The sequence below is a fragment of the Shewanella sp. 553 genome, from assembly GCF_059338375.1.
This window is the reverse complement of the sequence record NZ_CM181701.1, coordinates 725,271-746,614: the sequence shown is the minus strand read 5'-3', so window position 1 is coordinate 746,614 and position 21,344 is coordinate 725,271. Positions and strand designations below refer to the sequence as shown.

Here is a 21,344-nt window from a genome sequence, read left to right as displayed (position 1 = left end):
GCTGCCGATGCACGTTTCGCTACTTTAAGTGGTTTTTTAGCTAAAATGCGTAATACGTCGATTAATAAACATCTTTTTGATAACGTTTATCACGGCGAAGTTGCTCTAAATATGCTGCGGCCGCCTCTTCATCTTTACTGCCATATTGCTTCACCACATCAAGCAGAGCTTGATGCACATCTTTAGCCATTCGCTCGGCATCGCCACACACGTAGAGGTGAGCCCCCTTTTCTAACCACTGCCACAAGGCCTCCCCGCGCTCAGCAATGCGATGCTGCACATAAACCTTGTGCGCCTGATCTCGCGAAAAAGCCGAATCAAAGCGGGTTAGCGTGCCCTCTTTAAGATATTGCTGCCACTCGGTTTGATACAGGAAGTCTTGCTCAAAGTGCGGATTACCAAAGAATAACCAACTTTCTCCAGCCGCCCCTTGTACGGCACGCTCCTGCATAAAGGCCCTAAAAGGGGCCACACCGGTGCCAGGACCTATCATAATCACAGGCGTTTCTGGATTATCAGGCAAACGAAAGTGGTTGTTCGGCTCAACATAGACCTTAACTGCTGCACCCTCTGCTGCGGTCGCTAAAAAGTGTGACGCGCCGCCAAAACGGGCAACACCTTCTCGCTCATCCGCAACCAATGCCACAGTCAGATGTACTTCGCCGTCCACCTCGGCTTGGCTCGATGCTATCGAATAGAGGCGCGGCGTGATTGGGCGCAATAACTCGACCAACTGGAAAGCGGTAATATCAACCGGATACAGAGCAACCAGATCGGCAAGTTGATGATTGAGCACAAACTGACGCGTCTGTTCTCGGTCTTCGCTAATTACCAGTAATGCTTCATCACCGCTTAGTTGTGCCCAGCTTTGCACCAGTCCAGGGTAAAGCTGGGTTAATTCGCGCTTATCTTTAAGCGCCTCAAAAAACGACAGGCTTTGCTCAGCAAGCGTCACCTGCACTGCGCCATCGAGGGACAAGGCACTCAAAATCTCATTAACCAAGGCATCTGAATTACTAAACCATACCCCGAGTGCATCACCCACTTGATAACTGAGCCCTGAGTCAGCGAGATCAATCTCAACATGGCGCACATCTCTGTCTGAATCACGCCCGGTCAATTTTTGGCTCACTAGCACCTCGGCGCTATAGGGTTTTTGCTTAGTGTAAGTTGCTGCAGTGGCGCTACTGACACCGCCTATTGAGACCACGTTCGCGCTAGAGGCCGAGATTAACGGCTTAACGGCAGTCAACACCTGCTGCTGCCATTGGCTCGCAGCCACATCATAATCGACATCACACTCAGTTAGCGGCACAATCGATTTAGCACCTAACGCGGCAAGGCGCTGCTCAAAGTCTTTACCGGTTTGGCAGAAAAACTCGTAACTCGAGTCACCGAGCGCTAATACAGCATAATTAAGCTGCTCTAAACGCGGCGCACGTTTCGATGCTAAAAACTGGTGTAGCTCAATGGCATCATCAGGGGCTTCGCCTTCACCATGGGTACTGACCACGGCAAGTAGTAAGGTCTCTTGTTTCAGCTGGCGCACCTTGTAGTCGGCCATAGAAACGAGATTAACGGCATAGCCTTGTGCCTGGGCTTTTTCAGCCAAGTCGGTCGCAACACCTCGGCCATTGCCTGTTTGACTACCATAGAGAATAGTGATGGTTTGCTCTGGCGCACTGGCAGTATTGATGGCATGACTCGCCACTTCGGCAGTCGCCGACAGATAGCCGCCCACCCACGCCAGTTGCACCGCAGTAAGTTCACTCGTGAGTTGTTTTAGCTTATCGACCTGTCCTTGAGACAGTGGAGAAGCTAGTGATGAAAGCTCTTTTAACAGCATGAAGGACGGCCCTATATCAGTGTAATAGACCTAGCTTAGAGCCTTACTTGAAAAGCAAAAAAGAATAAAATATGATTTTTAATATCTTTTTGGAATATGCAGAGCGCATTAATTGAGCTACAAAAGTGAGGGTGGCGAATCAAAATCGTAAAAAATGGGTAGTTAAGCACAGAATTTAAAATAAGAAATTGTGGTCTAGCGCAAATTTTTTGCTCTGACCAGTGGTAAAAAGCCAAATATGAAAAATTCGGGCTTGTGTATGCTAATAGACTCGCCACAATAATGAGTCAACTTTAATAACGACGTCTGTCCCTAACTAAGAGGTTTCTCAGTGAAACTAGGTCTACTAAAAGAGAGCCAAGCCGATGAAAAACGCGTTGCGTTGATTCCGGCAAACGTGACTCGGTTAATCAAAAAAAACCTCCAAATCCTTGTCGAAAGCGGCGCTGGCGAAAGCGCAGGTTTTAGCGATCAACAATATCAGGAAGCCGGAGCTATTATCACCCCCCGCGAGCAAGTGTTTGAGCAGGCTGACATCATCACTGTGGTTAACTGCAAAGGCAGCCAATTTGATGAAATCAAAACGCTGGCTAAAGCTAACCAACTGTTTATCGGCATGATGGATCCCCTAGCTCACCCAGACAACGCCACGGCGCTTGCCGCAACGGGCACCACAGCTATCGCCCTTGAGCTCGTACCACGCATCACGCGCGCCCAAAGCATGGATATTCTATCGTCAATGGCGACGATCGCTGGCTACAAAGCGGTACTACTGGCCGCCCATAAAGCACCGCGTATGTTCCCTATGATGATGACGGCTGCAGGCACCTTAAAACCGGCCCGTGCCTTTATCATGGGCGTTGGTGTAGCAGGCCTACAGGCATGTGCGACCGCTAAACGCCTTGGCGCCGTGGTGGAAGCTTATGATATTCGCCCCGCCGCGCGCGAACAAATTCTGTCTGTCGGTGCCAAGCCTGTCGAGCTGGATCTGGAAACTGAAAACACCGAGACCAAAGGCGGTTATGCTGCCGAGCAAAGTGATGACTTTATTAAGCGCCAACAGCAAGCCATGACCAATGTGCTAGCACAACAAGATATTGTTATCACCACTGCTGCCATTCCTGGTCGCAAGGCGCCAGTGCTTATCACTAAAGCCATGGTCGAGGGGATGAAACCTGGCACTATCATTGTCGATTTGGCTGCCGAAACTGGCGGCAACTGTGAGCTGACCCGCCTCGATGAAACCGTTGTGCATAATGGCGTCACGATCTTGGGTCCTTCGAATGTACCAGGCACAGCCGCAACCCACGCCAGTCAAATGTATGGCACCAACATTGAAAACCTACTGAAATTGCTCGTCGATAATGACGGCCAACTTCATTTAGATTTTGATGATGAAATCGTGCGCGATACAGTTGTCGTGCATCAAGGAGAAGTGGTTAACGCCCGGATCCGCTCGCTATTGGGCATGCCCGACATTGCTGCGCCAGAGGAGGCTCAATAATGGAAATTTTATTACTACTCACCCTATTTGTGGTGGCCGTTTTTCTTGGGGTGGAACTGATCACTAAAGTCCCACCAACCCTGCATACCCCGTTAATGTCTGGCTCTAATGCCATTTCGGGCATCTCACTGGTAGGCGCATTGCTGTCGGCCGGTTCTGGCGCAGGTGTTTGGGTTAACGTATTAGGATTTATCGCTGTGGTACTTGCCACGATTAATGTGGTCGGTGGCTATATGGTTACCAATCGCATGCTTGCCATGTTTAAAAGGAAATAAGCCAACATGAGTATGACGATTATTTATCTCGCCTACCTCGTGGCCGCGAGTCTGTTTATTTTAGGCATTAAAGGGTTAACTAAACCACGCACCGCTGTACGTGGTAATCAGTTATCGGCCTTAGGTATGTTTATAGCCGTGGTCGTGACCTTGTTCAATCAAAGCATTTTAAGCTACGAGTGGATCATTGCTGGTATTCTATTAGGCGGAACCATTGGGGCCTTGATGGCCACTAAAATCCAAGTCACCGCCATGCCTCAAATGGTCGCTATGCTTAACGGTTTTGGTGGCGGTGCATCGCTGTTTATCGCCTTAGCCAGCTTCCTTGACCCTGACTCGGCCACCCATATCGTGGCGCTGATCTCAATTGCCTTAACGGTACTCATAGGTTCGGTTACCTTGTCAGGCTCGTTCGTTGCTTTTGCTAAGTTACAAGAGTTGATCTCAGGCAACCCAATTAAAGTACCAGGCAATAAAGTGATTAATGCCGCTTTATTAATCGCTGCAATCTGTTTGTCAGTCGCCATAGTGCTAGACCCAAGCAACACGGTGCTAATCTATGCGCTCGTCGCGGTGTCCGTATTATTGGGCTTGTTCTTAGTGGTGCCTATCGGCGGCGCCGATATGCCAGTGGTAATTGCCTTGCTGAACTCCTACTCGGGTATTGCGGCGGCGACAACCGGCTTTATCACGGGTAATACGGTATTGATTGTGTCGGGCTCACTGGTTGGGGCCTCTGGCATCATCTTGACCCAGATCATGTGTAAGGCGATGAACCGTTCACTATTTAACGTCCTATTTGGCGTCATGGCCGAGGGCGGCGAAACTATCGATGCCGACGAAGTTTATGCTGGCAAGGTAACCTCCTCTTCACCAGAAGAAGTGGCGATGCTGCTAGAAACCGCCGAGCGCGTGGTGATTGTACCGGGTTATGGTTTAGCAATGGCGCAGGCGCAACACGCGGTGCGCGAACTCGCCTCAGTGCTAGAAGCTCGCGGCGCTCAAGTGCTCTACGCGATTCACCCTGTTGCTGGCCGTATGCCAGGGCACATGAACGTACTCTTAGCTGAAGCCGAAGTGCCGTACGAGCAGTTAATCGAAATGGATGAGATCAACCCTCAGTTTGAGCAGACCGATGTGGCGATTGTAATTGGCGCAAACGATGTGACCAACCCCATGGCACGCGAGGATAAAGGCAGCCCAATTTACGGCATGCCTATCTTAAACGTCGATAAGGCGCGCACAGTGGTCGTGGTGAAACGCTCTCTCAGCCCAGGGTTTGCCGGCTTACCTAATCCGCTGTTTGCTAAAGATAACACCTTGATGTTATTTGGCGATGGTAAAAAGGCCATTGTCGATTTAACCCAAAGTTTGAAAGAAGCTGATTAATATTGGTATAGGTTAACCCCATAGGGATTAGCCACATTATCTAAGACAGCCGTTAAAAAGACCGCATAAGCGGTCTTTTTTATTGGCTAAAAATACGACCAGCTTTTAGCCCGAAATAGGCGTAGGTTATACCGTGTGTCAGCAACGTTGTCGGCCACGCTTTCGATACCCCGCACATATCGGCACCTAAGTCTTAGCCTCTGCAATTAATATACACCATCTGCCATTAACACAGAGCAAATGTAACAAACTGAGCTTTAACTTGCTAAAGCCAAAATCTTCTGATTATATGCGTCACGTACTGCATGACATTTATCACATGACATCGATACTCATTCTCTATTGCCTAAGGGGAAGATTATGTTGCAAGAGATCGCACTTAAACATCCACTGTTATCGACTGAAGATAGACGCCTTTCTCAAGCTAAATCAGATGAACATTGGGATAGGCTCACTAATGCGCAGCGGTTTGCGTTCTACACTTTAGCCAAACTCGGCTACCAGCTACTGTTTGTTAGACGCACCCCAAACACCTCCACAGCAATAGCCAAACAGGAAGATCAGTTGGTGACCATCAATGATGAAGGTGATATCGACTTTAACCCCAATGTGATATTGCGTGAGCGTCGCCCACCACGGCAACAGTTATAGTGTATCAGTGGTGCAACTTGCCCTTGAGACATCGGCGCGTTTTGCTCTAGCGAGCTCCAAGTGTCAATGAGGCTTAATCACCACTCATGGTCTGCGTATCTAACCACGCTAGCGCCTTTGGCTTACCCATAAGGTGTTCCAGTGTCGGTCGAATCACATCCGCCATTTGTGCCCGGCGCCAAAACATATAATGTGGCAGTCTATAGCGAATACTGCTGCCAAAAAGATGCTGTGACAAACTTGCAAACTCATTTAATTCATCGGCCTGATATTGGTGTAACGTCGGATAAATCTCATCGATTAAGCGATCAAAATCCTTAAACTGACCTAACTCCTGCCAGCTATAACTATGCAGCAACTGAGCCAGCATAGGCGCTGACCAGTGAGAGAGAGCCAGCACATTATCAAACATCGCGAGATTACGTTTATGGTATTGCTGCCAAGCCAGATGCTGGTCTTGCCCTTGCCTTGCCAGCACCCACACGAGGTAAATATCGGCCAGCCACTCATGTTGATAACCCGACAAGGGATGCTGAGTTAACCATGCTGACGCAGAAGAGGTCACAGCCAAATGCCCCTGCTCATGCCAGAGCGTCATTGGCACGGCATTATCAAGGGCTAAGCTATACAACTCACCGCTCCAACGTGCCGACGATAATCGAGGAATATTCTCAGGGTTAAGCAACACCACCCCAGTGATCTCAGGGTGGTCGATAGGTTTCGCCATGGCGCCACGGTTACCCAGCTCTTTAAGCAGCTCTCGCTTGGGTGGCAGTTGCTGACGCGCATCGCTGGGTAACTGGGCTAAACATTGAACAAGCTCAGGCGTATGACAAACCAATGCTTGCCCATGGGACATAGGGACCCACAACCAAGCACTGGCTAGCAGTAACGCCTCTGAGATCACTGTTTCGCCATGATATTTTGTATTATCGCTGTAGTAGATACACCATCTTCAAAGCCAAGCACTTCAACGCTGCCACCGGCGGCAATCACCTCTTTACCCCCTGCGATATCCTCAACCTGATAGTCGCCACCTTTAACCAACATATTGGGCAGCAGGCGGGCAATAATGCGTTGCGGCGTATCTTCACTGAATGACACCACCCAGTCGACCGACGCAAGTCCAGCAAGCACCGCCATGCGGCGATCCAGTTGATTGACCGGACGACCATCGCCTTTGAGACGCTTTACCGACTCATCATCATTAACCGCCACAATTAAGCGATCGCCCAAGGCTTTGGCTTGCTGCAAATAGCTAACATGGCCCGCATGTAAAATATCAAAACAGCCATTGGTCATCACCACGCGCTCACCGCGCAGCTTCGCCTCTTCTAGCGCATAAACTAACTGATCTTCGCTTATCACCCCAAAGCCGCTCTCGCCATGACTTAAGTTTAAGGCGGCGATCAATTCGATACGGCTCACCGTTGAGGTGCCTCGCTTACCGACAACAATCCCTGCGGCAGTGTTAGCAATCGCACATGCTTGTGGCAGATCGCTTCCCGCGGCTAAGGCGGTAGCAAGCGCCGAAATAACTGTATCACCAGCACCTGTCACATCGTACACTTCACGGGCCACGGTCGGAATATGTAACTCAGGCGCGTTAGCGGTGATGAGGGTCATGCCTTTTTCTGAACGCGTCACCAACATGGCTTCTAAATCATGCTCTTTAAGCAACGCCTGTGCCTTCTCTACCAGATCCGCTTCATCGCGCACAGTCCCCACAACTTGCTCAAACTCAAGCATGTTGGGCGTTAATAGCGTTGCGCCGCGATAACGAGAAAAGTCACTGCCTTTAGGATCGACCAAGACTTTAATGCCCTTCGCTTTCGCTCTGGCAATAAACTCTTGCGGCTTATCTAATGCGCCCTTAGCGTAATCAGACAGCACCACAACAGATACATCGGTAAATTCGCTCTCGGCACTATTTAACAGCGCTTGACTGTGCGCGGGCAGATAAGGCTCTTCAAAATCTAAACGCAGCAATTGCTGATTACGTGACAAAATTCTGAGCTTAGTGATTGTCGGCTTCTCAGCTACTCTGAACCATTTAGGCTCAACACCTAAGGCTTGCACGCCTTGGGTAAGGGCTGTGGCAGTTTCATCTTCGCCAACAATACCCGCTAGGCGAACGTTGCCGCCCAAGGCTGCAATATTCAGCGCCACGTTAGCTGCGCCGCCCGGTCTATCTTCAACCTGATTGACTCGCACCACAGGTACCGGAGCCTCAGGAGAGATGCGCCCAGTCGGTCCGGTCCAGTAACGGTCTAACATCACATCGCCGACCACGAGAACTTTAGCTTTTTCAAATGCTGGCAGAGAAATCTTCATATTGGGCTTATCTTTTAAAAATTAATCCATGATTATACCTAATTTTACCTAATATTTGAGTTAGAATGTGCAGTAATTTTGATTAATAGATTTGAGTGGCTCGTGGTCGAAAAAGCAGAATTCTCGGTAACATTTTGTCATCCTAAATATTGGCTAGTCTGGTTGGGCGTCGGCTTGATGCGCCTCACTCAGTTGTTACCCCTACCGATGCAGATGTGGCTGGGGAAAATGCTTGGGCGCTTCGCTAAAAGAGTGGCTGGCAGCCGAGTGCATACCGCCAAACGTAATATAGAGCTGTGCTTTCCTGATATGCCAGCGCAAGAGCAAGCGCAATTGCTGAATCGGAATTTTGAAGAGACTGGCAAAGCCATCTTTGATATCGCCAACGCATGGTGGTGGTCAGATGCCAAAGTACAGCGTCATATGACGATTAAAGGCCAAGAACATGTCGAGCAAACCTTGGCTAGCGGCCAAGGGGTTATCTTGTTTGCGGTGCATTGTCTACCCCTAGAGATGGGCGCGCGCATCTTTGGTCAGTTTCAACCCGGTATCGGCGTGTATCGGCCACATAACAACCCATTGATGGAATATCTGCAGGTTAATGGCCGATTACGCTCCAACAAAGGCTTGGTACCTAAGCGAGATTTACGTCAAATGGTGCGCAGCCTCAGAGCCCCCGATGTTATCTGGTATACGGCCGATCAAGACTTTGGCCGTTCAAGCGCTGTCTTTATTCCCTTCTTTAATGTGCCCGATGCCGCCACCATCACAGGCGCAACCACCTTGGCTAAGCTAGGCAAAGCTAAAGTCTTGCCTTTTGTGGTCGAACGCAACGGCGACGATAAGGGCTACACCATTGAAGTCCAAGCGCCACTGGATAATTTTCCCGGCGACAATGAAATCGAAGATGCCATTCGCGGTAACCAAATTATCGAGTCGATCATCAATCGTAATCGCGCCCAATATATGTGGCTGCATCGCCGCTTTAAAACTCGCCCTAATCAAGACGATCCGTCGCTGTATCAATAAGCTCATCATAACGCCAGCGCAGTGCTGGCGTTATGATTGCTACCCGCTGCGAGTCACTTCCCATAATCACTTTTCATAGCAACGTCCCATCGCAAAGAGCTGCAGACTCAGCGCCTCCCTGCGGCCCTTTTACTCGGGTCGATACCCATGTTGTGGTCACTCAGAACAGCGAGCCACCTAAGACAATTTACCTCACTTACGGGCAAGCATGCTAAACGGGCCCCATTCGATTATTGTCATAATATGCTGATATACTGATGCGATTGGTCAATAACCCACAGTGTTTATGTCACTCTCTCCACGCCAACGATTCGCCCAATTACAAAGTGAAGCCCATTTTGTTGACGACCCCCACCAGCGAGCCGCCATCGAACAGTTAGAGCACCTGTATCAACAACTCCACAGCCAAACGCCGCACATTAACGGCCTCTATCTATGGGGAAGTGTCGGTCGCGGTAAGACCATGCTGATGGATCTATTTTGCCAGAGCCTGCCCGCCAATATGCCACTTAGGCTGCACTTTCACCGTTTTATGGCGCGAATGCATCAAGAGATGCGACTCGAACAGGGCCAGCAAAACCCGTTAGAGCGGATTGCCCAGCGCCTCGCTAAGCAGTGCAAGGTTATCTGTTTCGATGAGTTTTTTGTTGCCGATATTGGCGATGCGATGATTTTAGGCAAGCTGTTTGAGGCCTTATTTCGCCGCGGTATCGTGCTGGTTGCGACCTCTAATACCCCCATCGATAAGCTGTATGAAAACGGCTTAGCTCGCGAGCGTTTTTTACCTACCATCGACCTGCTCAATAAGCATACTCAAGCGTTCCATCTTGACGGCCCGCTCGATCATCGTCTGCGGCAATTAACTTATCAACAAACCTACTTTTACAACCATGCTGCTCGGTTTGACGCACTGTTTGAACAACTGCGTGATGACACTGAGGTACAAACCCAGCCGATCCAGATCTTAGGTCGACAGATCCCGGTAATAAAACGCACCCGCAGCACACTTTGGCTAAGCTTCGATGCCCTCTGTGATGGGCCGCGATCTCAACTGGATTATATTGAGCTAGCCAGTTGTTATCGCACTATTTTACTCAGCGACATTCCGCCGCTGGGCGGAGCGCCGCGCTCATGGATACGCGCCCGGGGCACCGAAGATGGCGCACAGGCCACCCAGACTGGCGAGCGGCAGTTACACTACGCTGCCAATGACGATCCGGCGCGGCGCTTTATCGCCTTGGTCGATGAGCTTTACGATCAACAAGTACAGCTGTATTTACATGCCGCCCTGCCACTGGAGCACCTTTATACCCCAGGGGCATTGGCCTTTGAGTTTAAGCGTACCCAGAGCCGGCTGATTGAAATGCAATCACGCCAATATTTAACCGCTACACTTAGCGCTGTCGATAAGAGCGATCACTAGAGACGCGATATGCAAGCAACCATTGATATTAGTTGGGTAGATTTAACGCTGTTTATGCTGCTACTCAGCATCCCAGCAACCATTAATCACTGGCTACAATTGGGGATCGGCCGTGATATTGGCATTGCGGTGCTGCGTATGACGCTGCAACTCCTGCTGGTGGGGATCTACTTACAGTTTTTGTTCGATCTCAACAGTGTCTGGCTCAACTTGACGTGGTTAGCAGCCATGATGTTAATTGGTGCGAGTGCCATTTTAGGCGGCGCAAAATTGCCTAAGCGGGTGCTATTTTTGCCCATGCTAGCCAGCGTCAGCCTGTCGTTATTGCCGGTATTGGCCATTTTACTACTGGGATTACTGCAACCCACGCCCACCTATAGCGCCCAGTATTTGATCCCGCTGGCGGGTATGTTATTAGGCAATAGCCTCAGCGGCAATATCGTTGCCCTGCAGCGCCTATTTAACGCTTTAGAGGAGAATCGCAGTGAATATGAAGGCCGCCTAGCCCTGGGGGCGCGGCCAAAACAGGCCGCTAAGCCTTTTGTTCAACAGGCATTACGCCAAGCGTTAGCGCCCATATTGGCCTCGATGAGCACCACAGGATTAGTCACCTTACCCGGCATGATGACAGGGCAAATATTGGGCGGTAGCGATCCTATGCTGGCGATCAAATATCAGCTGATCATCTTACTGGCCATATTTATCATGCTCAGCTTATGTGTCACCCTCGCCCTCAGCTTGTCGGTTAACTATAGCCTCAATGCCAGCGGTAAACTGTTACTGCGGCGTATTCCATCTGACTAGCGACCGAGTATCAATCTGGTTATTGCGACTCATCACTTCCGAGGACTTGCTCATAGATAGACAGTACCCGCTGGGTATGAGACGCCACCCGCTCCAGCGGCAGCTGGCCGGGTGCTTGCTGTAATGTCAGTCGGTGACTTTCATCACGCAAAAAGCAATAGGCTTGAGTCAAATGTTGGGCACTGAGATGCGCTAATAACTCTAACTCTGAAAGCGTTTCAAAAATGCGCACATTATCAGACCAGGTTGCTAACTCAGGGTGGGTATAGGTATGCGCTAAGACTAGGTATTGGGCAATGAACTCGATATCGGCAATGCCACCGGGACTTTGTTTTAAATCGAAATAACCCGACTCAACTTTCAACAGGTGAGCACGCATTTTCTGGCGCATCTCTCGCACCTCTTTCGCCAGCTGGTTATTATCGCGTGCCATCGCCAGCACATCGCGGCGCAGCTCACTAAAGCGCACCGCCAAGGCATTATCACCAAATAGGAAGCGTGCACGTACTAAGGCTTGATGCTCCCAGGTCCAAGCTTCCTCTTGTTGATAGCGCCCAAAATATTCAATTTCACTCACCAGTAAACCCGATGCGCCCGAGGGACGCAGGCGCATATCGACTTCGTACAGTTCACCCGAGGTGGTACGAGTTGAAAACAGATGTAACACTCGCTGGGCCAGCTTTAAGTAAAAATGACCAATATCAACAGGGCGATCGCCATCGGTTTGGCTACTCTGTGGATATTTTTCGCGGCTATAGTCATGCAAAAACACTAAATCAAGATCTGAGCCATACCCCAGCTCTATGCCACCGGCTTTACCATAACCTATCACGGCAAAGCCCATCTGCTCGCCTTGCAAGTGGGGCGGCACCCCATGGCGCGCCACGACCTGTTGCCATGCCTGCTGAATCACCTGCTCGATGATCGCCTCAGCCAAAAATGTGAGATGATCGCTCACCTGCATCACAGGCAATACGCCGGTGACGTCGGCGGCGGCAATTTTTAACTGCTGCGACAATTTAAACTGCCGTAAGGCTTCCATTTGCTGCTCCATATCCTCTTCGGGAACCCGCAGTAAATATTGGCGTAACTCACTGGGGTAATCGTCGAGCGATGTGGTGTCATACAGCTGCGATGGGTCGATAAGCTCATCAAGCAACATGGGAAATTTGGCTAACTGCTGCGCGATCCACGGACTGGCCACACACAGACTCACCAATTGCTGGCGCGCACCGGGGTTTTCAAACAACAGCTCTAAATAGGTAGTGCGAGTTAAAATTTGATCCAGCACCTTAGAGACCGGCGTAAAGGCCTTAGACGGTGCCGCCAGATGAGTGAATTCCTGCAACAGCAAAGGCATTAATTTATCTAAGGTGTCTCGTCCACGTGGACCTATTGTGCGTTTAGCAACTGTCTCGCGCCAACTTTTTAACGCTGGCCATAAGGCGAGATCGGCAATGCTTTGTTCTTCCATCAGGCTATGTGCATCGTCATCGTCTTGCACATTCCATAACTGTTGCGTCCACAGATCGCAGATCTCTTCGGTATCTTGGCCACCGACGGTGTCGTTAAAATAACGGTGAATTTTACTCATCGCCGCATCGATATGGCTGCGAAGTTCAGCCTCATCCGTCATGTCCATGGCAAAACAGAGACGCTGCCAATCGAGTTCGCTGCTAGGTAAGGTCTGAGTTTGATGATCGCCAATGGCTTGTAATAAGTTTTCGACACGCCTTAGCAGTTGATAGCTGTTTTTCAGCTCATCGACCGCCAAATATTCAAGTTGGCCTAAGTGGTACAGCGTATCGATGGCAGCAAACAGACTCTGCTGGCGCAACGCGGGCTCACGGCCGCCGCGAATTAATTGAAAGCTTTGCACCACAAACTCCACTTCACGGATCCCACCAGCGCCCAGCTTGATATTGTCGGTCAACTTACGCCGGCGCACCTCTTGGCTGATCAGCTGTTTCATCTTACGCAGTGACTCGATGGCCGAGAAATCTAAATAACGCCGATAAACAAACGGGCGTAACATGTCATGTAGCTCATCAGAAAACGCGTTCCACGGCCCCAGCGCGCGGGCTTTCACCATGGCGTAGCGCTCCCAGTCTCGGCCCTGCTCTTGGTAATAATCTTCAAGGCCGCTAAAACTGACCACCAAGGGGCCGCTCTCGCCATAGGGACGCAGACGCATATCGACTCGATACACAAAGCCATCGACCGTCACTTGGTGAAGTAAATTCACTAAGCGCTGACCCATACGAATAAAAAATTGTTGATTGTCTAAGGCGCGCCGACCACCACGGGTCTCGCCATGTTCGGGAAAGGTAAAGATCAGATCGATATCGGAGGAGAAATTAAGCTCACGTCCCCCCAGCTTGCCCATGCCCAAAATCATCAAGGGCTGCGCAACCCCTTCGCTATCGCATGGCGTACCATGTTGCGTGCACATTTGCTGATAAAGCCAATCGCGCGCCGCAATAATGAGCGCTTCGGCTAGCGCCGATAAATCGAGTAGGGCTTCATTGAGTGAGGCATAGCCTTGAAAATCACGCCAGGCCAAACGCACCATTTGCCGATTGCGATAGCGGCGCAATATGGCTTTGACCTGCTCTTCATCGCTAGCACCCGCCAACAAGGAGTTTAACTCGTTGCTGAAATCGGCACGGTCTAGGCTTGCTAATTGCCCTTCAAATAACGACATGATCCAGTTTGGGTGGCGGCAAAGCTGCTCGGCGACAAAGTCACTTAAACCGAGCATCTGGCGTAATTGTGCCTCTTGCTCTGTTGTTAACTGCTCAGACATATCAGGCCAAACGTCAGTCAGGCGTTGCCATTGCAATTCTGCGGCTTGCTTAACCACTGCGGGTAACGGGTGATGCGTGATATTTTCCATAGCCTAAACAATCCCTAACATTTAAACATTCGACATAATATGTCTCGAATGATATAGATATGCGTTAATTCGCGCGATATGGCTTATCGAGCCCTGTGCCGCAATAAAAAGGGCCGCAGGAGACGAAATTGATCGCGTTTAAGGGTTACTATAACCCAACTAGTCGCTATATTATGCAAAGAAGTGCTCAACGGTTCATCCTTTATCCGTTGTAATCTAACCTTATGTTTATGGAGAAAACATGGCAGTAATGCTAATGCGCATTCTCACCCTGACCTTACTGCTGACCTTAACGGGCTGCGGTGATGACAGGCCAGAAAAAATCGCAAAATTTCAACAGCTCGCCCAAGAGCGCATCAATAATCTGGGTCAGATGCTCGACAATGGTGAGATCCGTAATGCCAACCTACTCAGGCAGTATGTTGAGGTGCTCGAAGGACAAAAAACCGATCTCGCCCCACTGCTGCGCGAGTTAGCCAAAGATGCAACGTCAGCCGGGCCTATGTATACCTCGCTGCAACGACGCCTTAACGAGCTCAGTGATGGCAATAACTTTGTCGATCTGGATCAACAGCTCAGCGAAGCAGAAAACCTCTATCAAGCCGCCGATCCTAGCCTGTTTAACGATATGCTGTCGGATCCGGTTAATGTGGTCGCCGATATGTCAGATGGCGCCTTGGCACGGGTCAATGCCATCAGCCGTGAGGCGGCAGTACTGGCCAATGGCGCCGAAGATTTTGGTGCAGGCAGTCAACTGGTTGGTAACCCCGCCTACGGTAATTGGCAAACAGGCTCCGACGGCATGTCGTTTTGGGCCTGGTATGGCATGTATGCCATGTTCTCTAATCTGGTGCGCGGCCCAGTGTATTACGACCGTTGGTCGAGCCGCCGTAACTACAGTTATTACAATGATGTCGGTCGCTACCGTTACACATCACCGAAACAAGCTCAGGCGCAGAATCAAACCTTTGAGCGTACCAAAAAGCAGTTTAATGCCCAGGGGAAAAAGTTCGACAGCCCCTATGCCAAGCCGCGTGCAGGTTCTACTAGCTTGTCACGCCAAAGTGCCAGCGTGCCTAAAGCCAGCACGGCTGGCCGCAGCAGTGGCAGTAAATTTCGCTCTAACTACTCCAAAAACAGCAACTTTAGAAATTCAGGCAGTCGCACGACACGCGGTGTCCGTCGGGGCAAATAAAGGAAATTAAGATGACAATATTGCAACACTTCGGTATCACCACCGAACTGGCCATCATTTTGGGGATCGATCTTGCTATCGCCATTATCCTCCTTACGGCGATACGCTACCTGCAGGGCTGGACCGTTAAGGTGAACAGCACCCATGAACTGTCTGAGCGCGATAATTTTGCCTTTGGTATCAGCACCGCTGGCGCAGTGGCAGGCTTAGGCATAGTGCTAACGGGCGCCATCACTGGTGAGGCGGCCGAGTCATACTGGGTTGAAGCTATCGGCATGAGTGCCTACGGCATCTTCGGCTTAATGCTGATCAAACTGGGGCGCTTTTTACACGATAAGATCGCCCTTAACGAGATTGATAAAAACGCCCTCATCATTAAGGGTAATATTTCGGTGGCAATTGTCGATGCCACCGCAGCCATCGCCACTGCCATTATTATTCGCGCCGTACTGATTTGGGCTGAAGATCTGACTCTAGATACCTTTATCGCAATCTTTAGTGCATTTGCTATTTCACAACTCATGTTGGTGTTACTCACCCGCATCCGTGAAAAAGGCTACGCTAAACGCCACCAAGATACCTCGATGCAACAAGCCTTAGCTCAAGGTCAAACCGCATTAGCCATTCGCCACAGCGGCTATATGTTAGCGATGGCGCTGAGCTTTAATGCCGCCAGTCACTTTATTATTTTTATCCCCGATGCCTATATCAACAATATTATTGGCTGGTTAGTGTTTTCGGTGATCATGCTGCTGGCGCTCTCTTTGCTGCAAGCCTTAGTGAAAAAGTTAGTCTTAGCTAACATCAATTTGGCCGAAGAGGTGGAGCTGCAACACAATGTGGGGATCGCCACCGTTGAATTGGCCATTAGCGTGGCTATCGCCCTTATTTTAACCAGTTTGATGGTGTAATCTAACCACACCAGCAAGGATGTAATGCACTCTTCTCCCACGACTGCGCCAACCTCGGTTGGCGCCAAAAAACTCACCTGGTTTGACGATCTACTGTTGCTGGGCATCATGGCCGTACTGGCTGGCTGCGGTCTGATTTACGAATACTTATTGTCTCACTATGCCGGGCGAGTGCTCGGCGCATTAGAAGCCGCCATCTACACCATGATTGGCCTAATGATCGTCTCCATGGGTATTGGCGCCTTTGCGGCGCGAAAAATTCGCTGCGCTTATACTGGCTTTGCGATTTTAGAACTCAGTGTCGCCCTGTGCGGCGCCTTGGCGATTTTAATCACCGCCGCCGTCATCGGCTTTGGTCAGCAGCTGCCGATGCTGATCGCTAACACTATCGGCCTGCCACCCGATCAGCTGCCTCAAGGCGGCTTTATCGGCAGCTTGCAAAAACTAAGTGAGTATCTGCCCTATTTTTGGGGAGTATTGCTGGGCTTGATGATCGGCATGGAGATCCCGCTGATCGCCAGAGTCAGACAATCCCTGTGTGAAGCCCATTTGCTGCACAATGCTGGCACCATTTATGGCGCCGACTATATTGGCGCAGGGGTAGGCGCGGCGATTTGGGTGACATTGATGTTAGCCATCGATATTCAACTGGCGGCGGCCTTAACCGCCAGCTTTAACCTGCTCGCAGGCTTCATCTTTATTTGGCGCTTTTGGGATAATATCACTCACGCCAAATTACTGCTCGCTGGCCATATTATCGCTAGCGGCTTGTTAGTCCTGCTCGCCAGCCATGGGCCGCAGTGGGAGCAACAATTTAATAACTTGCTCTACAAAGATAAAGTGATCTACGCCAAGGCGACTCGCTTCCAACAGCTAACCTTTACCGAACGCTTACGCGGAAATGATCTGCCCCCGGTGTATTCGCTTTACATTAATGGCCGGCTGCAGTTTTCTAGCCAGGATGAGCATATCTACCATGCGTTTTTAGTTCATCCGACACTCGAAGCCAGTGCGCGCCATGACAAGGTGCTGATAATTGGCGGCGGCGATGGCTTAGGCTTACGCCAAGTCCTCAAGTGGCAACCCCAGCAGGTGACACTTATGGATCTGGATGCGGACTTAGTGGCGTTATTTAAAAACCCCAATGACGCCATGCCGACGCGACTGCGTCACGCCTTGCTTAAGCTCAATAATGATGCGCTCAACGACAAGCGGGTCGAGCTGGTCTTCGATGATGCCTTTAATGGCGCCGATAAACTGATCCGCCGCGGCGATAAATTTGATGCCATTATTGTCGACCTACCCGACCCGAGCCATCCGGATCTCAATAAACTCTACTCCGACATGTTTTACCTTAAACTCAAAGAGCTACTGAGCGCAGACGGCGCAATTACGATCCAATCGACCTCGCCCTATCATGCCCCTAAGGCGTTTATTTCTGTGGGTAAGACCCTCGCCAGCGCAGGGTTTAATATGCAGCAATATCACCATAATGTGCCCAGTTTTGGCGAGTGGGGCTGGAGTATCGCCACCCTTGCAGGCAAAGCGCCACGTGAGCGTCTGCAAGCGCTGGCCCAGTTATCGATAGAGGAAGCTTGGTTAACGCCGGGGCTTATCAAAGGGGCATTTGAGTTTCCTGGCAACTATTATCAACACGCCGATGAGGTAAAAGTGAATGAGATTGGCTCAATGCAGCTGTATCAGTATCATCAACAAGCTTGGTCTGAAAATGAAAATCTAACCCTATTTTGAATCGTAAAATAGCGCTTGACATATTATGTCTCAGTGCTATCTTTAACCGCAGACATAATATGTCAAAGAGGACAACTATGAACATTCACCAAATTGCCAACCACCTCAATGATCTTGGCGACAATAGCCACACTGGCTTTCAGTTTGATTGCTATCCCATTGACGGTGATGTTGAGGTGTTACAAGTCAATATTGTTGGACGTGAAGAGATACCGTTATTTGTGTCGGTCACAGAGAATCAGGTGCTGTGCATCAGTTATCTGTGGGGCGAAGATGAAGTAAAACCCGAGCGTCGCAGCCAGATGTTCGAAACCATGCTAGAGCTTAATATTCCCATGCCGCTGTCCTCTTTTGCCAAAATTGACGACAAATACGTGGTGTACGGAGCGCTGTCGGTCAACTCGAGCATGAAAGAAATTGAACAAGAGTTATCGGTACTGTCGGATAACTGCTTAGAAGTGATCGATGAACTCAGCGAGTTCTTAAACTAGATTCAGACCAAATTAACTTGTGGTAACTGTGAGCGAGACATTCGGTTTTTAGCACACGATTACACTGTAGAGGAGTCTCATAATGGGCATTCTAAATAAGATTTTAACCGCGTTTCGCGGCGGCGCGACCGAAGTGGGCCAAAGCATTGTTGATGCCAACTCCACGCGTATTTTTGAGCAAGAGATCCGCGATGCAGAAAAGCACCTCACTAAGGCTAAGCGTGAGCTAACCGATGTGATGGCTAAAGAGATGCATGCTAGCCGCGAAATCGACCGTCTAAAACGCGCTGTCGCCGAGCATGAAGGCTATGCCACTCAGGCGCTAGAAAAAGGCAATGAAACCCTGGCGCTAGAAGTGGCCGAGAAGATAGCCCAACTAGACCAAGAGCTTGCCGAACAGCAGACGGCTAACGATAGCTTTAGTGCTCATGCGACCCGACTCAAAGAGTTAGTGCGTAAAACCGAGCGCCAGCTGGCAGATTATCAGCGCCAACTCAGCATGGTTAAAACCACTGAGAGTGTACAAAAAGCCACGGCAACCATTACCGACTCATTTGCCAGCAGCAACTCAAAACTACTGAACGCTAAAGATTCACTCGAGCGCATTAAAGCACGTCAACAACAGTTTGACGATCGCTTAAAGGCCTCTGAAACCTTAGCCGAAGAGAACAGTGATAAATCGCTACAGGCCAAATTAGCCGAAGCGGGCATTGGCGAACAGAAATCCAATGCCAATGCGGTACTCGAACGCCTTAAAGCGCGCAAGTAATCGCTGTTAAGTTTGCTACAAAGCACTTTGGGGCTTGCCTTAAGGTGCTTTTAGCCATTTTCGTTAGTGTTAGGAGTATCTCATGGGATTCTTAAAAGGGCTCTTTAGTAAAAAAGCCCCAGCGCCACGTCAACTAAGCCACCCCAATCATCTCCAGCTTGGCGATATGATCACCCTCGATGACAGCTTTGCCCTGCCCGAACAACTGCGCGGCCAACAACTGCGTGTCGAAGCGGTCAACACCTATGAATTTGAACGTCGACAATCGACCGAATGGGTGTTAAAAGGTCATGGCAGTGAAACCCTGTTTTTATCACTCGACGAAGATGATGAAACTCATCTGTGTTTTGCCCTAAAAATCACCCGCAGCCAAGTTGAACAAATTGTCGACCTTGACCAATTTAGTGATATTTTTGAAGAAGATGTTCAGGCAAGCCTCAATATACTGCCCACAGCACCTGAATCACTGAACGCTTGGTTAGGCAGCCAATATCATCAGATTAACTTTGCCCAATTTGGCTATTTTCACCGTCAAGATTATCGTGGCATGACACCTCCCCAAGACGAAGATACTAATAGTGGTGAGCCATTTGAGCTGTATCAACTACTCGACGATGAAGAACGTTATGGCATTGAAGTCGAGGTCTATGAAGGCGGTGAGACCGATGTCATGTTGACCCTGTATCGCCCATTGAGTGATATTCGTGAATACTGGCCAGGCAAGTAATAAGCGCAGCAGCGCTAAATCCGCAGCCCCCTTAGCGACTTGCCGCCCAGCAGAGGTAACGATAGATGAGTAAAATTAAACAACCGCTCCCGGAGCAGTGGTTACAAAACCAAAAGGCCGCCAAGGCCACGCAAGTGGCATTCGATCTAGATGAAAAGTTTCAATACTCCATCCGAAAAGCGGCACTGGATGCTGGGGTTAGCCCCTCGGATCAAATCCGCACTATCTTAGGATTATCGGTCACTAAACGCCCCAAACGTCCAAGACTCACGGTATCGCTCAGCCTAGATGATTACCAACTACTGGCGCAAAAATACAACCTGCCCCCTAACGAACAGCTGGAAATAAAACGCCGGGTGTTGGATGACTTGGTTCATTTTGTTGGAGAAAACGAATAAGATTGTGTCTCATATACAACACAAAAGGGCGCGAGATTAACCTGCGTCCCGTTTAGGGAACCATTTTATGGCAGAGAAAAAACGTTGGTTACCGCCAATGGAGCAGGCCCCATCACCGTTTCAGCTAGCCATGATGGCGCTATCATTAATCTCTGTGGTCGTGGTATTGATGCTCACTTTTGCCAAGCTCGACACTGAAACTCGCCGACTGCTATTATTTGTCGATGCCAGTATTTGCACCATTTTCATCAGTTATTTTTTCATCAATCTGTTTCGCGCCGACGATAAGCGTCACTATATCAAACACAATTGGATCGATCTTGTTGCCAGTATCCCGGCGATTGAACCGCTGCGCATGGCAAGGTTATTTCAGATCTTACGGGTGATTCGCCTACTCAGAATGACCCGCTCAATCATTGTGCCCATGATGAAACAGCGACGTCAGGCGACGCTTGCTAGCCTACTAGTGGCCTTGGTCACCTTACTCACCTTCGCCTCAGTATTGATATTAATTGTAGAAAGTGGCGAGCCTGGGTCGAATATCCATACCGCTGAAGAGGCCATCTGGTGGGCGCTGGTAACTATTTCCACCGTAGGTTATGGCGACCATTATCCGGTCACCACCATAGGCCACTTTATCGGCGGTCTAGTCATAGTGTGTGGTGTGAGCTTTTTCGGGGTGATATCGGGCTATATGGCCTCGATTTTTATCGCTCCCGATGAGTCAGAAAAGTTAGATACTCAGAGCGAAGAAATTCGTAGTGATCTTCATCATGCCCTGCAACGAATGGAGCAAAACCAAGCCATACTGCTACAAGAGGTGGCTGAACTTAAACAACAGCTCCAGCAAGACAAGTCGCTCAAACAAGATAGTCCCCCCCCCAGATAGCCAACATGGTTAATGCTAAGGGGTTGGCCAGCCATATCAGCATTAAACCACAAAGCTCAAC

Annotated in this window: 19 protein-coding genes; 15 read left to right on the top strand and 4 right to left on the bottom strand. The window is 49.8% G+C overall.

The features are described 5' to 3' along the window. Positions 1-61: 61 nt before the first annotated feature. A complete protein-coding gene (locus AC5YBZ_RS03380; protein WP_494520005.1) occupies positions 62-1,846 on the bottom strand; it encodes an assimilatory sulfite reductase (NADPH) flavoprotein subunit in 1,785 nt (594 codons plus the stop codon). 331 nt (positions 1,847-2,177) lie between these two features. Between AC5YBZ_RS03380 and AC5YBZ_RS03375 the strand changes: the two genes are divergently transcribed. From AC5YBZ_RS03375 to AC5YBZ_RS03360, 4 genes are all read left to right on the top strand, one after another. Continuing rightward, positions 2,178-3,350: a Re/Si-specific NAD(P)(+) transhydrogenase subunit alpha gene (locus tag AC5YBZ_RS03375; RefSeq protein WP_475515910.1), complete on the top strand. Its 1,173-nt coding sequence runs from the start codon at positions 2,178-2,180 to the stop codon at positions 3,348-3,350. Then, positions 3,350-3,625: an NAD(P) transhydrogenase subunit alpha part 2 gene (locus AC5YBZ_RS03370; protein ID WP_248977486.1), complete on the top strand. Its 276-nt coding sequence runs from the start codon at positions 3,350-3,352 to the stop codon at positions 3,623-3,625. Before AC5YBZ_RS03375 ends, AC5YBZ_RS03370 begins: the two co-directional genes overlap by 1 nt. Before the next feature lie 6 nt (positions 3,626-3,631). Further along, positions 3,632-5,014, top strand: coding sequence for an NAD(P)(+) transhydrogenase (Re/Si-specific) subunit beta (locus AC5YBZ_RS03365; protein ID WP_494543406.1), 1,383 nt, complete (start codon positions 3,632-3,634; stop codon positions 5,012-5,014). Positions 5,015-5,374: 360 nt separating this feature from the next. Next, a complete protein-coding gene (locus AC5YBZ_RS03360) occupies positions 5,375-5,665 on the top strand; it encodes a hypothetical protein (RefSeq protein ID WP_494520008.1) in 291 nt (96 codons plus the stop codon). A 73-nt stretch (positions 5,666-5,738) separates the two neighbouring features. On the opposite strand, the gene AC5YBZ_RS03355 is transcribed toward AC5YBZ_RS03360, so the two are convergent. Next, complete coding sequence (locus AC5YBZ_RS03355) at positions 5,739-6,572, bottom strand: hypothetical protein (protein ID WP_494524356.1); 834 nt, start codon at positions 6,570-6,572, stop codon at positions 5,739-5,741. Then, positions 6,569-7,999, bottom strand: coding sequence for a bifunctional D-glycero-beta-D-manno-heptose-7-phosphate kinase/D-glycero-beta-D-manno-heptose 1-phosphate adenylyltransferase HldE (hldE, locus tag AC5YBZ_RS03350; protein ID WP_494520010.1), 1,431 nt, complete (start codon positions 7,997-7,999; stop codon positions 6,569-6,571). Before hldE ends, AC5YBZ_RS03355 begins: the two co-directional genes overlap by 4 nt. 102 nt (positions 8,000-8,101) lie before the next feature. Between hldE and AC5YBZ_RS03345 the strand changes: the two genes are divergently transcribed. The 3 genes from AC5YBZ_RS03345 to AC5YBZ_RS03335 all read left to right on the top strand — a co-directional run bounded on the left by AC5YBZ_RS03345 (position 8,102) and on the right by AC5YBZ_RS03335 (position 11,255). After that, positions 8,102-9,028: an LpxL/LpxP family Kdo(2)-lipid IV(A) lauroyl/palmitoleoyl acyltransferase gene (locus tag AC5YBZ_RS03345; RefSeq protein WP_494521661.1), complete on the top strand. Its 927-nt coding sequence runs from the start codon at positions 8,102-8,104 to the stop codon at positions 9,026-9,028. Positions 9,029-9,314: 286 nt separating this feature from the next. Beyond that, positions 9,315-10,451 (top strand): cell division protein ZapE, encoded by a 1,137-nt coding sequence (gene zapE / locus AC5YBZ_RS03340; RefSeq protein WP_494520011.1) that lies wholly within the window; start codon positions 9,315-9,317, stop codon positions 10,449-10,451. Positions 10,452-10,460: 9 nt separating this feature from the next. Next, positions 10,461-11,255: an ABC transporter permease gene (locus AC5YBZ_RS03335; protein ID WP_494520012.1), complete on the top strand. Its 795-nt coding sequence runs from the start codon at positions 10,461-10,463 to the stop codon at positions 11,253-11,255. 19 nt (positions 11,256-11,274) lie between these two features. On the opposite strand, the gene glnE is transcribed toward AC5YBZ_RS03335, so the two are convergent. Next, a complete protein-coding gene (gene glnE, locus AC5YBZ_RS03330; RefSeq protein ID WP_494520013.1) occupies positions 11,275-14,151 on the bottom strand; it encodes a bifunctional [glutamate--ammonia ligase]-adenylyl-L-tyrosine phosphorylase/[glutamate--ammonia-ligase] adenylyltransferase in 2,877 nt (958 codons plus the stop codon). Between the two features lie 241 nt (positions 14,152-14,392). Between glnE and AC5YBZ_RS03325 the strand changes: the two genes are divergently transcribed. The 8 genes from AC5YBZ_RS03325 to AC5YBZ_RS03290 all read left to right on the top strand — a co-directional run bounded on the left by AC5YBZ_RS03325 (position 14,393) and on the right by AC5YBZ_RS03290 (position 21,283). Beyond that, on the top strand, positions 14,393-15,346 hold the full coding sequence (locus AC5YBZ_RS03325) for a hypothetical protein (protein WP_494520014.1): 954 nt from the start codon (positions 14,393-14,395) through the stop codon (positions 15,344-15,346). 11 nt (positions 15,347-15,357) lie between these two features. After that, positions 15,358-16,257 carry a DUF350 domain-containing protein gene (locus AC5YBZ_RS03320; protein WP_494520015.1) on the top strand — a complete coding sequence of 300 codons (900 nt, stop codon included), beginning with the start codon at positions 15,358-15,360 and terminating at the stop codon, positions 16,255-16,257. A 24-nt stretch (positions 16,258-16,281) separates the two neighbouring features. Beyond that, a complete protein-coding gene (locus tag AC5YBZ_RS03315; RefSeq protein ID WP_494520016.1) occupies positions 16,282-18,009 on the top strand; it encodes a polyamine aminopropyltransferase in 1,728 nt (575 codons plus the stop codon). A gap of 77 nt (positions 18,010-18,086) precedes the next feature. Continuing rightward, complete coding sequence (locus AC5YBZ_RS03310) at positions 18,087-18,500, top strand: YjfI family protein (protein ID WP_110455921.1); 414 nt, start codon at positions 18,087-18,089, stop codon at positions 18,498-18,500. Between the two features lie 82 nt (positions 18,501-18,582). Further along, a complete protein-coding gene (locus AC5YBZ_RS03305; protein WP_494520017.1) occupies positions 18,583-19,269 on the top strand; it encodes a PspA/IM30 family protein in 687 nt (228 codons plus the stop codon). 82 nt (positions 19,270-19,351) lie between these two features. Then, complete coding sequence (locus AC5YBZ_RS03300) at positions 19,352-19,996, top strand: hypothetical protein (protein ID WP_494520018.1); 645 nt, start codon at positions 19,352-19,354, stop codon at positions 19,994-19,996. 65 nt (positions 19,997-20,061) lie between these two features. After that, positions 20,062-20,394, top strand: a complete 333-nt coding sequence (locus tag AC5YBZ_RS03295) for a hypothetical protein (RefSeq protein ID WP_494520019.1) — start codon at positions 20,062-20,064, stop codon at positions 20,392-20,394. A gap of 67 nt (positions 20,395-20,461) precedes the next feature. Then, entirely contained in the window at positions 20,462-21,283 is an 822-nt protein-coding gene (locus AC5YBZ_RS03290) for an ion transporter (protein ID WP_494524353.1), read from the top strand. Positions 21,284-21,344: the final 61 nt, after the last annotated feature.

Excerpts from the sequence above, each read along its gene's own strand:
- glnE (WP_494520013.1), bottom strand. The coding sequence starts at position 14,151 with ATGGAAAATATCACGCATCACCCGTTACCCGCAGTGGTTAAGCAAGCC.
- zapE (WP_494520011.1), top strand. The coding sequence starts at position 9,315 with ATGTCACTCTCTCCACGCCAACGATTCGCCCAATTACAAAGTGAAGCC.
- AC5YBZ_RS03335 (WP_494520012.1), top strand. The coding sequence starts at position 10,461 with ATGCAAGCAACCATTGATATTAGTTGGGTAGATTTAACGCTGTTTATG.
- AC5YBZ_RS03360 (WP_494520008.1), top strand. The coding sequence starts at position 5,375 with ATGTTGCAAGAGATCGCACTTAAACATCCACTGTTATCGACTGAAGAT.
- AC5YBZ_RS03320 (WP_494520015.1), top strand. The coding sequence starts at position 15,358 with ATGACAATATTGCAACACTTCGGTATCACCACCGAACTGGCCATCATT.
- AC5YBZ_RS03370 (WP_248977486.1), top strand. The coding sequence starts at position 3,350 with ATGGAAATTTTATTACTACTCACCCTATTTGTGGTGGCCGTTTTTCTT.
- AC5YBZ_RS03380 (WP_494520005.1), bottom strand. The coding sequence starts at position 1,846 with ATGCTGTTAAAAGAGCTTTCATCACTAGCTTCTCCACTGTCTCAAGGA.
- AC5YBZ_RS03315 (WP_494520016.1), top strand. The coding sequence starts at position 16,282 with ATGCACTCTTCTCCCACGACTGCGCCAACCTCGGTTGGCGCCAAAAAA.
- AC5YBZ_RS03305 (WP_494520017.1), top strand. The coding sequence starts at position 18,583 with ATGGGCATTCTAAATAAGATTTTAACCGCGTTTCGCGGCGGCGCGACC.
- hldE (WP_494520010.1), bottom strand. The coding sequence starts at position 7,999 with ATGAAGATTTCTCTGCCAGCATTTGAAAAAGCTAAAGTTCTCGTGGTC.
- AC5YBZ_RS03290 (WP_494524353.1), top strand. The coding sequence starts at position 20,462 with ATGGCAGAGAAAAAACGTTGGTTACCGCCAATGGAGCAGGCCCCATCA.
- AC5YBZ_RS03300 (WP_494520018.1), top strand. The coding sequence starts at position 19,352 with ATGGGATTCTTAAAAGGGCTCTTTAGTAAAAAAGCCCCAGCGCCACGT.
- AC5YBZ_RS03295 (WP_494520019.1), top strand. The coding sequence starts at position 20,062 with ATGAGTAAAATTAAACAACCGCTCCCGGAGCAGTGGTTACAAAACCAA.
- AC5YBZ_RS03310 (WP_110455921.1), top strand. The coding sequence starts at position 18,087 with ATGAACATTCACCAAATTGCCAACCACCTCAATGATCTTGGCGACAAT.
- AC5YBZ_RS03325 (WP_494520014.1), top strand. The coding sequence starts at position 14,393 with ATGGCAGTAATGCTAATGCGCATTCTCACCCTGACCTTACTGCTGACC.
- AC5YBZ_RS03365 (WP_494543406.1), top strand. The coding sequence starts at position 3,632 with ATGAGTATGACGATTATTTATCTCGCCTACCTCGTGGCCGCGAGTCTG.